Genomic DNA, 12,296 nt, shown 5'->3' with positions numbered 1-12,296 from the left:
ACAGTTCTCAATGAGGAACCTGTGTCTCCGCAGCGGTCGACTACTTGTATCCTGCACATGCTGTCCAGAGCTTTCCAGAACCCTGTATACTAGGCGAGTTTTTTGCGCTTGGATCCTGGTATAAGCAGCAACAGTAAGCTGGATAGGCAACCTAATAATCCCAAATAAGCAATAAGATCTCCATATCGCGTATAGATGGTGAGCTCTTCATTCAGATTGATCTCCTGGGATAGTGCTGCTGGTGCCCACCAGGCTGTATTTTGTACGATGTCGCCGCGTTGATTGATGAAGCCTGATATCCCGGTATTGGCCGAACGAGCCACCCATCTTCTATTTTCAATGGCTCTTAGCTTGGCATAAGCCAGATGTTGATCTTTGCCAGAAGTATTTTTCCACCAACCATCATTCGTGACGATGGCGATAAACTGTGCTCCTTTTTTTATGTATTCGGCCACATATTGTCCCCATATTGATTCGTAACAAATGACGGGAGCTGCCCCTATACCGCTTTGGCTGTAAAATACAGACGGCTCTTTGTCATAACCATAACCTCCGGTAGTACCGCCAAAATGTTCAAAAAGAGGTTTCATAAATGAAAGTGCTTGTCCAAAAGGCATCTGCTCTACTCCGGGTACTAATTTAGACTTGTGGTAGAATTGTACTTTGCTCGATCCATCAATCAATACGGCCGCATTGAAACTATCGATGTACTTATTGCCGTAAGGGCGGGCTGTCAGCGTTTTCTGGTCTGCATAGATCGAGTAGCTTTCGATACCCGATAGGATATTGCCATTATGATATTTTTCCAAAAATTCGGTGCTTTTTTCGTAAGCCGGATAGGCTCTGAAATCTTCTTCATGGATACCGTTACGGTCGGAGATCGCGGTCTCTGGCCATAAGAAAAACTCCGTATTGGGTTTGGCAACACTTGCTGAAAGTTCGATGAGCTTGTTCAGTTGTTCTTCCGGGGAAATGGATCCAAACTTTTGATACGGATCGATATTGGGTTGTACGACGACGATTTCTGATGGGTTGATATGTTCTTCGTAATTGACATATTGGATCAGCGAGGTCGCTATTGGCACGATAATGATAACGGAAAGGCTAATCAGTAATGTCTGTTGCGAAAAAGCAGCTATCTTGTGTTTGTATTGCCAATAAAGTAAAAATGCAAATATATTGGTTATCCAAATCCACAAGGTACCCCCGTATACGCCTGTAATACTGTACCATTGCACCAATTGATGGACATTGGACAGCCCATTTCCCAAATTCATCCAGGGAAAGGCCAATCCCCAGCTTTGATGGAGGTATTCGTATCCAATCCAAAGAGATACAAGACCGATAAAGCTAATGCCGATAGCTTGGCGTTTGCGCATTTGATAGTATAGCCTAAAAACCAAAGCCATCAGTAATGGTGCGAGGGCGTAAGGTATCAGGGCAATGAAGAGGGATACCGCCGTGGGAAGAAAAGCATTCATAGCATTGAATACCCAATATATCGAAGCTGTATTCCAGAGAAATCCGGTCAGAAAAGCAAGCTGAAATATTTTAGCCCCTTTTTTCTCGTAGTTACCCCGGATTATATTTTCAATCGCTACCAGTAGTGGTACAAAAGCGGCCAATAACAGTATACCCGTGTAGGGAATAGGGGGCCAGGCTAGCCACAGTATGAAGGCACTTGTTATGGCCAATAAATAGTTCTGTTTCACGTGATCGTTTTATAGCTGGGATAGAATTTCTGCTTTTTTGCTTTCGTATTCTGCTTGAGAAATCAACTGTTTGTCAAATAGTGTTTTTAACTTCTTTAATTTTAGCGTGAGTTCGTCGTCCTCTGCCGGAATAGAAACAGGAGACGGGGTTGCTTGCTCAAAGAAAGGAGTCGGCTCTACTTTGGTCTCTTCTACTGATTCTATAGGACGTTCGACGATCGGTTGTGCCGGAGTCTCGAACACCGGTGCGGCAGGTGCTGGGATCTCTCTCTTAGGCTCTTCGTAGATGTCCCGTGTAGGTGCTGCGATCTTTGTAATAGGAGCCGGCTCGTCCTGTTCTATCTTAACATTCTCTAAGGCTTCTTTAATCAGTTGGTATAGCTTACGAGCCTGTACTTTGGGGATGTAATCTATACTGAGGTTTTCGCCTGTAAATGGAATTACCGTGACCTTAGAACCGAATATCTCTTCTTTGAATGCAATATCTTTAATGTCTTTCCAAGAGAAAATTTCAAAATTGGTGGCCAGCCCCAATTTGGTGAATTCACAGAGAAAGATCCGTTTGTTGCTGATCGTGATGCTGTCGGGGAGCAAGGTTACTGCTGGTTTTTTTTGCAGTGCAATATAACTAATGGCCTCTCCATGTGTCAGCATATCAGCAATCTTGCCATATATTTTTTCTACAACTTTAATGTCTTGTCCGTCTTGTATAAACTTATCTAAACTCATGTCTTATTGAATAATGATCGTGATCAATAATGTGCTATATATCTACTAGTAAACTTAAATAAAAAGCGCTGTATTCACTAACTGTCAATCAAACTTTTACCTAAGTGTGGTGTTAATGCTATTCTAAGCCCGCTACGCAAAAGACGAATTCGCCTTTTATCGGGTTGTTTTCAAAGTGTACTTTTAATTCTGCCAATGTCCCGCGCAGGGTCTCCTCGTATAGCTTGCTGAGCTCACGAGATATAGAAGCTTGTCTGTCTTCACCAAAGTAGGTGATAAATTCTTCTACGGTTTTTAATAGGCGGTGCGGTGATTCGTAAAATATCATCGTTCTTTTTTCCTCCGAAAGCTGCTTCATCCGGGTCTGCCTCCCTTTTTTAACGGGCAGAAACCCCTCAAAGCAGAATTTGTCATTGGGCAATCCAGAGTTGACCAACGCGGGTACGAATGCGGTCGCTCCGGGAAGGCACTGTACCGTGATGCCTTCTTTTATAGCTTCGCGGACTAATAAAAAACCGGGGTCAGAGATGGCAGGTGTTCCCGCATCCGAGATCAACGAGATCTGCTGGCCTTCTTTTAAGAAACGTATAATCTCGGCAACGGCCTTATGTTCATTGTGCTGGTGATGGGCAAAGACCTTTTTTTCTATACCAAAGTGTTTTAGTAGAGGAGCGCTGGTGCGTGTGTCTTCTGCAAGAATGAGATCCGATTCTTTCAATATGCGTATGGCTCGAAAGGTCATATCCTCTAAGTTGCCAATGGGGGTGGGGACTAAGTATAGCATAGTCAAAGGTAAAGATTTTAAGGAAAAGGCTCAAAAAGTAATTTTTTGAGCAATAGACTTCTTATCTTTGCGACATAAAACTCAAAATATATGTTGCAGTTAAATTTTATCCGAGAAAACAGGGACGCAGTCATTGAGAGATTGGCTGTGAAAAACTTTAAAGATGTGGCTTTGGTTGATGAAATCATTAGCTTGGATGAACAACGTCGTCAGATTCAGAATGAATCCGATGCGATTGCTGCTGAAGCAAATTCGTCCGCTAAGCAAATTGGTGATTTGATGCGTCAAGGAAAAAAAGAAGAAGCCGAATCCATTAAAGCAAACTCCTCGCGGTATAAAGAGCAACTTAAAGAATTTACCGAAAAATTGTCTCAGGTAGAACAGGATCTGAATCATAAAATTGTACAGTTGCCCAATCTGCCACATCATTCGGTGCCGGTAGGTACGACTCCTGAAGAGAATGAGGTGGTGCTGACACACGGTACTATACCTGATCTGGGAGAGGCTAAGTTGCCGCACTGGGAGCTGTTGACAAAATATGATATTGTAGATCTGGAACTTGGTGTGAAGGTGACGGGGGCTGGTTTTCCGGTTTATAAAGGTAAAGGTGCTCGTTTGCAGCGTGCCTTAATCAATTATTTTTTGGATCAGGCTGCTGAGGCAGGATATACGGAAGTAGAGGTGCCCATTATGGTCAATGAAGCATCGGCCTTCGCTACAGGACAATTGCCCGATAAAGAGGGGCAAATGTATCATGTCACGAATGATGATCTCTATCTTATTCCTACGGCAGAGGTGCCTGTCACCAATTTGTATCGGGATGTAATTGTGAAGGAAGAACAGTTTCCTATCCGACACTGTGCGTATACGCCTTGTTTCCGTAGGGAAGCTGGATCGTATGGAGCACATGTTCGTGGTCTGAACCGGTTACATCAGTTTGATAAGGTAGAGGCGGTGCAGATTGTGCATCCAGCGAAGTCGTATGAAGTGATCGAAGAGATGAGCAATTATATACAAGGGTTGTTGCAGAAGTTAGAATTGCCTTACCGTGTGCTCCGTCTTTGTGGTGGCGATATGAGTTTTACTGCGGCACTTACCTATGATATGGAGGTGTTCAGTGCTGCGCAGGAGCGTTGGCTGGAAGTATCTTCTGTTTCAAACTTTGAAACCTATCAGTCTAACCGATTGAAAGTACGTTTCAAAAATGAAGAAGGTAAGATGCAATTGGCGCATACGCTGAACGGTTCGGCTTTGGCACTGCCGCGTATTGTAGCTTCTATTTTAGAAAACAATCAAACCGAACGTGGTATTAAAATCCCTTCGGTACTGGTACCTTATACCGGATTTGAATATATCGATTAGACATTCATAAAAAAAGCGAGCCTAGGCTCGCTTTTTTTATGAATGTCTGTCTTTTTCTTTCCATTGCTGCGCAAAGGATTTTTTAGGGAGTTCGGGCAATGTACGTTTATCGCCCCATGATTTCTTGAAGAAATAGCGCATAAAGAAATTCTTAAACTTGCCTCCAAAGAAATCGAGCAGGCTCCGCTTGCGCATGATGTAGGCGAATCCTCTCCACATACGTTTTTCATTGGGAGCTGCAAGGTTTTCCTGAACAGCGTCGCGTCTATTATTCAAGAGCATTTTGTGTATATCGATCCCTACGGGGCATACTTCTGTACATTTGCCGCATAGGCTGGAAGCATACGAAAGATGTTTAAATTCTTTCATACCATTCAAATGTGGAGATATCAATGAGCCTATGGGACCTTGGTAGGTTGTTTCGTAGGTGTGACCTCCTATATTTTGGTAGACCGGACATACGTTGAGGCAAGATCCACAGCGTATGCAGTATAAGCCTTGGCGCTGTTCTTTCTTTTCTAAGAGATGCGAGCGGCCATTGTCCAATAGGACCACATACATCTCGTCTGGACCATCGGTATCGGTATCCATTCTCGGTCCATTCAGTATGCTGTTATATACGGTTAGGTTTTGTCCTGTACCATGTGAAGCAAGCAAGGGCCAAAATAAATCCAAGTCCGAGAGGTTGGGGATGACTTTCTCTATTCCTACGACAGCAATATGTATTTTAGGGAAAGTTGTGGTCAATCGTGCATTGCCTTCGTTTTCTGTGATGGCAATGCTTCCGCTGTCCGCGATCAAGAAATTAGCGCCTGTGATGCCGACATCAGCACTGGTGTAGTGGGATCGGAGTAGTTCGCGGGCCTTCATGGTGAGTTGCTCCGCTGTGGCGTCTAGTGGTGTGTCGAATTTTTCGTGAAAAAGCTTGGCAATATCTTCGAGGCTCAGATGCATTGCTGGAGTCACAAAGTGATAAGGCTTTTGGTCTAGCAATTGCACAATATATTCCCCCAGGTCGCTCTCGATAGTATTGATGCCCTTTGTCTGGAGGAAATGATTCAGCTCAATTTCTTCCGTTGCCATGGACTTCGATTTTATCACAGAGCGGGCGTTGTGCCTTTCCATGATTTTCCATATTTCCTGGCGTGCTTCTTCGGCGTCATTGGCCCAGATAACCTTCCCACCGTTACGTGTAAAGTTGGCCTCGAAGTCCAAAAGGTATCTGTCGAGGTTTTCCATCACCTTCCACTTTATTAGATTTGCCTTAGCTTTGGAGTTATCTAGATTTTTAAACTTGCTTTTTCCTTTTTCGAAGGCCACACTGTATTTATCAATGTTGTTATTGATTATTTCGCGGTGACGGAGGTCAAAGGATTTTGTCGTGCTGTCTTTTAAGAATTTCTCTGCAACGTTTTGGGCCATGTGGTAAAACTACTCTTTTTTTCTGAAAGTGTATATTTTAATTGACACGATAATGCGCTTTCGTGCCCGTTTTTATAGGTGTTAACAAAAACTCCCGCTGTATTACAGCGGGAGTTTTTGTTATCCTTTAATATTTAAGGCAAGACTCAGTTCCTCGAGTTGAGTTGGGTCTATTTTTGCTGGGGCATCGATCATGACATCTCGGCCCGAATTGTTTTTAGGGAACGCTATAAAGTCACGTATGGTCTCTTGTCCACCCAATATAGCGGTAAGACGATCCAAACCGAAAGCTAAGCCTCCGTGTGGCGGAGCTCCATATTGGAAAGCATTCATCAAGAAGCCAAATTGTTCCTGTGCCTGCTCGGCAGTAAATCCAAGGTGTTTGAACATGAGCGCCTGTGTTTCTTTGTCGTGAATACGGATAGATCCGCCTCCGATTTCGTTACCATTCAGTACCAAGTCATATGCATTGGCTCTAACCTTTCCTGGATCTGTATCTAATAGGTGCATGTCTTCTTTTTTCGGAGAAGTGAACGGGTGGTGCATCGCATGATAGCGTTGGGTATCTTCGTCCCATTCGAGTAATGGGAAATCAACAACCCATAGTGGAGCGAATTCATTTGGTTTGCGTAAGCCTAGACGGTTGCCCAACTCCATGCGCAATGCGCTCAGTTGTCCACGAGTTTTGTTTGCCGGACCAGAGAGGACGAGAATTAAATCTCCTGCTTTTGCTCCAGTTGCTTCGGCCCATTTTGCCAGATCCTCCTGGTCGTAGAATTTGTCTACAGAAGATTTGAACGATCCGTCAGCTTCGCATTTAACATAGACCATGCCCAATGCACCTACCTGAGGACGCTTGACCCAGTCGATTAGACCGTCGATCTCTTTGCGCGTGTAGCTGGCAGCTCCAGGTACCGCGATACCGACGACAAGTTCTGCGTTATTAAAGACCGCAAACTCTTTGTGCTGTGCTACGGCATTCAATTCGCCAAACTCCATACCGAAACGGATATCGGGTTTGTCATTACCATATTTGCGCATGGCTTCATCGAAAGTCATACGAGGAAAAACGTCGATATCGATATTATGAATTGATTTTAATAAATGCCTAGTCAATCCTTCAAATACGTTCAAGATGTCTTCTTGTTCAATAAAGGACATTTCGCAGTCGATCTGGGTGAATTCCGGTTGACGGTCTGCCCGAAGATCTTCATCCCTAAAACATTTTACAATCTGGAAATATTTGTCCATACCACCAACCATCAATAGCTGTTTGAAGGTCTGTGGAGATTGCGGTAGAGCGTAGAATTGTCCAGGGTTCATACGTGAAGGCACCACAAAGTCGCGAGCGCCTTCGGGCGTTGATTTAATAAGATAAGGCGTTTCAATTTCGCAAAAATCCAGGTCGGAAAGGTAGTTACGTACCTGTTGAGTGACCTTATGGCGAAATAAAAGGCTGTTCTTAACGGGATTGCGACGAATGTCCAGGTAACGATATTTCATACGGATATCTTCACCCCCGTCAGTCTCATCTTCAATAGTGAATGGAGGTATCTGTGCTTCATTCAAAATGCTAAGTTCTTTTACTAAAACTTCAATTTCGCCTGTTGCCAGATTCGTGTTCTTGGATTCGCGTTCGATCACTGTGCCTTTGACTTGAATGACATACTCGCGGCTCAGTGATTTGGCTAATTGCATAACAGCAGCATCGGTTCGAACCTCATCAAAGATAAGTTGCGTGATCCCATAGCGGTCACGAAGGTCTACCCATATCATAAAGCCTTTGTCCCTACTTTTTTGCACCCAACCAGCAAGTGTGATTTCTTTGTTGATGTCGGCAACACGCAGCTCGCCGCAATTATGACTTCTATACATTGGAATTAAAGTAAAAATTTAAAAAGTAAAAAATGAACCACTTGTCTATTCAATGCCAGGCACATGGTTGTGCTGCAAAATTATTGGATTTGGAGGAGAATAACGAATGATGCGGTATTAATAATTTTAAGATTTGGAGTCTACCACTTTGCCCCACGTTGAGCTTAAAATTGCTTGCTTTTGATCTTTTTTGTAGAAAGTTGGACTTGTTCTGGGTCTTGATTTTACAAAGCGGTCAAAATTTCGATTTTATTGATTATCAGTAATTAGCTGTGTTTTTGCCTGGTATAGCCTGTTTTCTTGTGGTATTTGTAAACATAATTCTATGTGGAAAACTTTTTTGTGGGGGATTGTGGGGGATTGTGGGGGAAAGTGTATACTTTTACATTTGAAATATAATTTAGCATAATTAGCTCAATGATTCAGCTCATCGGAGAATTCGAATGTAAGTTGGACGCCAAAGGTAGATTGGTGGTTCCCGCTGCGCTCAAACGGCAATTGCCGGATGTGGAGCAGGAGGGGCTTATTGTGAATAGAGGCTTCGATAAGAATCTTGTTATTTATACACGAGAGGAATGGGATAAACAAGCTGCTAAGATTTCAAAGTTGAATACATTTAATGCGAAGAACAGGGAGTTTGTCCGTCAGTTTATGCGGGGGGCGACTATTTTGTCTTTGGATTCGGCTGGGCGTGTGTTATTGCCGAAGGTGCTTTTGGATTATGCCAATATAGAGGGAGAGGTGGTGTTGGCTTGTCAGTTTGATAAAGTGGAGGTATGGCCGAAAGCGGTATACGATGAGAAAATGGATCTGGGAGATGGAGAGGATTTCTCTGCATTGGCTGAAGAGGTTATGGGCAGTTTAGATTTTGGAGGTTTAGATGGCTAGTGAACAGATATATCACGTTCCGGTTATGCTCCATGAGTGTATGGAGGCTTTGGCTATCAAGCCGGATGGTGTTTATGTGGATGTGACGTTTGGTGGAGGTGGGCATTCGCGGGAGATCTTGAAGCGGTTGGGGCCTAACGGGCGTTTGGTTGCTTTTGATCAGGATCCGGATGCTTTGCGAAATAAGATTGATGACGAACGTTTTGTGTTGGTTCATCAAAATTTTAGGTTTTTGAAAAATTATCTGCGCTTGCAAGGAATTAGGCAAGTGGATGGGATTTTGGCGGACTTGGGCGTTTCTTCGCATCAGTTTGATGACGCGGAACGGGGATTTTCGATTCGTTTTGATGCCGATCTGGATATGCGTATGGATCAGGTGGCTGATTTGGATGCCAAAAAGGTGATCAACACCTACTCGGAGGAAGAGCTGCACCGGATTTTTGGGATGTACGGGGAAGTGCAGAACGCAAAGTCTTTGGCAAAAACCATTGTGACAGCACGCTTGACGAAGTCTATCGAGACTGTTGCCGAACTGAAAGAGGTTATAAAGAAGATGGTTCCCCGTGGAAAGGAACATAAATATCATGCGCAGGTTTTTCAGGCTTTGCGTATCGAAGTGAATAAAGAGCTGGAAGCATTGCAGGAGTTTTTGTTGCATACGATTTCAGTGTTGAAGCCTGAGGGTAGATTGGTTGTGATGTCTTATCATTCGTTGGAAGATAGGCTGGTCAAGAATTTTATGCTGAAAGGTAAGTTTAAGGGTGAGGTGGAGAAGGATTTTTTCGGAAATGAAATCAAGCCGTTTAAAATTGTGACGCGTAAGGCGATTACAGCATCGGATACAGAGCTTGCTGAAAATAACAGATCAAGAAGTGCGAAGTTGAGGGTTGCTGAAAAGCTGCCTGTCGCAGAGGGTTAGGTTCTTGGCTGGGATTGAAAAGTGTTGGATGAGGAATTGAGCGATATATAAAGAAAAAGATGTCTAGAAAAAACACACTTCGTAACAAAGAACTGAGTGAGGATGTTCAGGAGGAGATGTCTGAAGCGGTAGAGGAAAAGGTGGAGGAGACGCAGAATTTTATCCGTACGATATTCTCTCCTACTCGGATCTCTACTTATTTGGTGACAAAAAATCTGCCTTTCGTTGCTTTTTTGGTTTTTTTGACATTGCTCTATATATCGAATCGACATTTGGCGGAGCGTACGGTGCGACAGATTGATCGGTTGGGTAAGGAAGTGAAAGAATTGAGTTGGGATTATAAATCACTGTCTGCAGAGTTGATGAAGTTGACAACACAGACGGAGATTGCAAAGAGGGCGGATACCTTAGGTTTGAAGGAGCGAACGGAGCCGCCGATAAAACTAGAGGTCTTAAAAGAAAAAAGATAGGATAACACTTAGGTGACATGAATATTAGAAAGTCCATATTGGTAAGAGTGTACCTGGCTTTCGGGCTTATGGTCTTTGGGGCCTTGGCTGTGTTTGCCAAGTTGCTTCACTTGCAATATGTGGATGGAAAAGAGTGGAAGGCGATTGCGGACAGTTTGACTATTCAAGAGCGTGTAGTAGAGGCGGCAAGGGGTAATATTTTTTCTAATGATGGTAGTCTTTTGGCTACTTCAGTTCCTGAGTATGAAATCCGGTTTGATGCGATGGCTATTCCAGTTGAGCATAATGATGTGTTTAATTTGAAGGTGGACTCTCTAGCTATAAAGCTGGCGGGATTCTTTAAGGATAAATCATCGCGGCAATATTTAAACTTGTTGAAGGATGCGCGGAGTAAAAAGCAACGCTATGTTTTGATTAAGCGAGGGGTCTCGCATCAGGACTTAAAAGTGTTGAAGACCTTCCCGCTGATGCGGGCCTTTAGAGAGGGGAGGACACGATTTTCGAGCAGTATGGTTTCGGTAAGGCAAAACAAACGCATTTTGCCTTTTACCAATTTAGCGGCACGGACTATAGGGTATAAAAATGATGAATATCGCGTGGGGTTGGAAGGGGCTTATGGCGATTATATCGAAGGAAAGAGCGGGGCGCAGATGATGCAGCGTATTGCGGGAGGGGTATGGGTTCCTTTGAACCGTGAAGTGGAAGTGGCTCCGGTGGATGGGTCGGATATTATTGCAACGATTGATGTCAATATGCAGGATATGGCGCAGCGTGCTCTGGGCAAACAGATGAAGATCTCGAATGCTGATGAGGGTTGTGTTGTCTTAATGGAAGTGGCTACCGGAGAGGTGCGGGCGATTGCTAATGTCACGAAAGATACGGATGGTGAGTACCGAGAGAAGTTCAATTATGCTATAGCGCAAGCAGCGGATCCTGGGTCAACGTTTAAATTGGCTTCTTTCCTGGCCGCTTTGGACGATGGTCTTATTGATACGAATACGATGGTCGATGTGGGAAATGGTACATACAAGGTGCCTTCGCATACAATTCGTGATTCACATGCGCCAAAGAAATCAATGATGACAGCCAAAGAAGGTTTCGAAGTGTCGTCCAATGTGGCAATAACGAAGTTGATCAACCTGAAGTACGGGGATAATCCGTCCAAGTTTACCTCAAAGTTGCATAGTTGGGGATTGAATGAACCTTTGGGCTTACAGATTCCGGGAGAAGGAAAGCCGGTGGTAAAGACACCGAAGAATAAAAGTTGGAGTAAGTTGTCATTGGTGCAGATGGCTTATGGATATGAGTTGTTGCTCACACCATTGCAGACGTTGGTGTTGTATAATGGTGTTGCTAATGATGGTAAGATGGTGGCGCCTTTGTTTGTGAAAGAGATCAGGCATTTGGGGAATACAGTGGAAAAGTTTGAAGCGCGTGTTATAAACAAGGAGATGGCTTCTAAAAGTGCGATAACGAAAATGCAGCGTATGTTGGAAGGTGTGATGACGGAGGGAACCGGTAAGAAGCTGGCGAGTCCGCTGTATACTTCAGCCGGAAAAACAGGAACGGCACAGATGGCAGATAATGCACGGGGTTATAGACAGCGAAGGTACCAATCTTCTTTCGCGGGGTATTTTCCAGCTGAAAATCCAAAGTATTCGATGATTGTGGTGATTCGTAATCCACGCAACGGGTATTATGGCGGTTCGGTGGCAGGGCCTGTATTTAAGGAATTGGCTGATATGGTATACGCAAACGATTTGTCCTTGCATGGCTCGTTTGCGAAACGTAATGTGAATGTTGCAGGTGTGAAGACACCGCTTACATTAGGCGGTTCTAAAGAGGCTTCGACAAAAGTGTATGAGGCTTTGGGCTTTACATCTTATAATTGGAATTCTATAGCACAAGGTGCGGTGACAGATACTTCAAAAAAAGGAGTTCCTTTTATTGAGGTCTCCGTACGTGAAGGGGTAGTGCCAAATGTAGTTGGCATGGGATTGATCGATGCGCTGTATACGATGGAGAATGCAGGATTCAAAAGCCAGGTCGATGGAAAAGGGAAAGTGATTTCTCAATCTCTGGTGCCAGGCGAAAAATTGAAAATAGGGACTAATGTTGCACTTCAATTGAATTAG

Annotated in this window: 10 protein-coding genes; 5 read left to right on the top strand and 5 right to left on the bottom strand. The window is 43.9% G+C overall.

The window, feature by feature from the left end; genetic code table 11:
* Nucleotides 1-89: 89 nt before the first annotated feature.
* The 3 genes from lnt to rsmI all read right to left on the bottom strand — a co-directional run bounded on the left by lnt (nucleotide 90) and on the right by rsmI (nucleotide 3,225).
* A complete protein-coding gene (gene lnt, locus M472_RS38995) occupies nucleotides 90-1,712 on the bottom strand; it encodes an apolipoprotein N-acyltransferase (protein WP_021071427.1) in 1,623 nt (540 codons plus the stop codon).
* A gap of 9 nt (nucleotides 1,713-1,721) precedes the next feature.
* A complete protein-coding gene (locus tag M472_RS38990) occupies nucleotides 1,722-2,441 on the bottom strand; it encodes a PH domain-containing protein (RefSeq protein WP_021071426.1) in 720 nt (239 codons plus the stop codon).
* A gap of 118 nt (nucleotides 2,442-2,559) precedes the next feature.
* Nucleotides 2,560-3,225 carry a 16S rRNA (cytidine(1402)-2'-O)-methyltransferase gene (gene rsmI / locus M472_RS38985; protein WP_021071425.1) on the bottom strand — a complete coding sequence of 222 codons (666 nt, stop codon included), beginning with the start codon at nucleotides 3,223-3,225 and terminating at the stop codon, nucleotides 2,560-2,562.
* Between the two features lie 90 nt (nucleotides 3,226-3,315).
* Here rsmI and serS point away from each other — a divergent pair, with 90 nt between their 5' ends.
* Nucleotides 3,316-4,587 carry a serine--tRNA ligase gene (gene serS / locus M472_RS38980; RefSeq protein ID WP_021071424.1) on the top strand — a complete coding sequence of 424 codons (1,272 nt, stop codon included), beginning with the start codon at nucleotides 3,316-3,318 and terminating at the stop codon, nucleotides 4,585-4,587.
* 36 nt (nucleotides 4,588-4,623) lie between these two features.
* Here serS and M472_RS38975 read toward each other — a convergent pair whose 3' ends face one another.
* Both M472_RS38975 and aspS read right to left on the bottom strand, forming a co-directional pair.
* Nucleotides 4,624-6,009, bottom strand: coding sequence for a LutB/LldF family L-lactate oxidation iron-sulfur protein (locus M472_RS38975; RefSeq protein ID WP_021071423.1), 1,386 nt, complete (start codon nucleotides 6,007-6,009; stop codon nucleotides 4,624-4,626).
* 120 nt (nucleotides 6,010-6,129) lie between these two features.
* Complete coding sequence (aspS, locus tag M472_RS38970) at nucleotides 6,130-7,884, bottom strand: aspartate--tRNA ligase (RefSeq protein WP_021071422.1); 1,755 nt, start codon at nucleotides 7,882-7,884, stop codon at nucleotides 6,130-6,132.
* A gap of 417 nt (nucleotides 7,885-8,301) precedes the next feature.
* On the opposite strand from aspS, the gene mraZ reads away from it, so the two are divergent.
* Genes mraZ through M472_RS38950 form a run of 4 tightly spaced genes read left to right on the top strand, consistent with a single transcriptional unit; the run spans nucleotide 8,302 to nucleotide 12,296 of the window.
* Entirely contained in the window at nucleotides 8,302-8,772 is a 471-nt protein-coding gene (mraZ, locus tag M472_RS38965; protein ID WP_021071421.1) for a division/cell wall cluster transcriptional repressor MraZ, read from the top strand.
* A complete protein-coding gene (gene rsmH, locus M472_RS38960; RefSeq protein ID WP_021071420.1) occupies nucleotides 8,765-9,691 on the top strand; it encodes a 16S rRNA (cytosine(1402)-N(4))-methyltransferase RsmH in 927 nt (308 codons plus the stop codon). Before mraZ ends, rsmH begins: the two co-directional genes overlap by 8 nt.
* A 59-nt stretch (nucleotides 9,692-9,750) precedes the next feature.
* Nucleotides 9,751-10,161: an FtsL-like putative cell division protein gene (locus M472_RS38955; RefSeq protein ID WP_021071419.1), complete on the top strand. Its 411-nt coding sequence runs from the start codon at nucleotides 9,751-9,753 to the stop codon at nucleotides 10,159-10,161.
* A 17-nt stretch (nucleotides 10,162-10,178) separates the two neighbouring features.
* Entirely contained in the window at nucleotides 10,179-12,296 is a 2,118-nt protein-coding gene (locus tag M472_RS38950) for a penicillin-binding protein (protein WP_021071418.1), read from the top strand.

It is taken from the genome of Sphingobacterium paucimobilis HER1398, assembly GCF_000416985.1.
GTDB classification, from domain to species: domain Bacteria; phylum Bacteroidota; class Bacteroidia; order Sphingobacteriales; family Sphingobacteriaceae; genus Sphingobacterium; species Sphingobacterium paucimobilis.
This window is presented reverse-complemented; position numbering and strand designations above follow the sequence as displayed.

What these genes read in the sequence shown, in the direction of transcription:
- M472_RS38955 (WP_021071419.1), top strand. Translation starts at nt 9,751, where the DNA reads ATGTCTAGAAAAAACACACTTCGTAACAAAGAACTGAGTGAGGATGTT.
- rsmI (WP_021071425.1), bottom strand. Translation starts at nt 3,225, where the DNA reads ATGCTATACTTAGTCCCCACCCCCATTGGCAACTTAGAGGATATGACC.
- rsmH (WP_021071420.1), top strand. Translation starts at nt 8,765, where the DNA reads ATGGCTAGTGAACAGATATATCACGTTCCGGTTATGCTCCATGAGTGT.
- M472_RS38950 (WP_021071418.1), top strand. Translation starts at nt 10,179, where the DNA reads ATGAATATTAGAAAGTCCATATTGGTAAGAGTGTACCTGGCTTTCGGG.
- serS (WP_021071424.1), top strand. Translation starts at nt 3,316, where the DNA reads ATGTTGCAGTTAAATTTTATCCGAGAAAACAGGGACGCAGTCATTGAG.
- M472_RS38975 (WP_021071423.1), bottom strand. Translation starts at nt 6,009, where the DNA reads ATGGCCCAAAACGTTGCAGAGAAATTCTTAAAAGACAGCACGACAAAA.
- M472_RS38990 (WP_021071426.1), bottom strand. Translation starts at nt 2,441, where the DNA reads ATGAGTTTAGATAAGTTTATACAAGACGGACAAGACATTAAAGTTGTA.
- aspS (WP_021071422.1), bottom strand. Translation starts at nt 7,884, where the DNA reads ATGTATAGAAGTCATAATTGCGGCGAGCTGCGTGTTGCCGACATCAAC.
- mraZ (WP_021071421.1), top strand. Translation starts at nt 8,302, where the DNA reads ATGATTCAGCTCATCGGAGAATTCGAATGTAAGTTGGACGCCAAAGGT.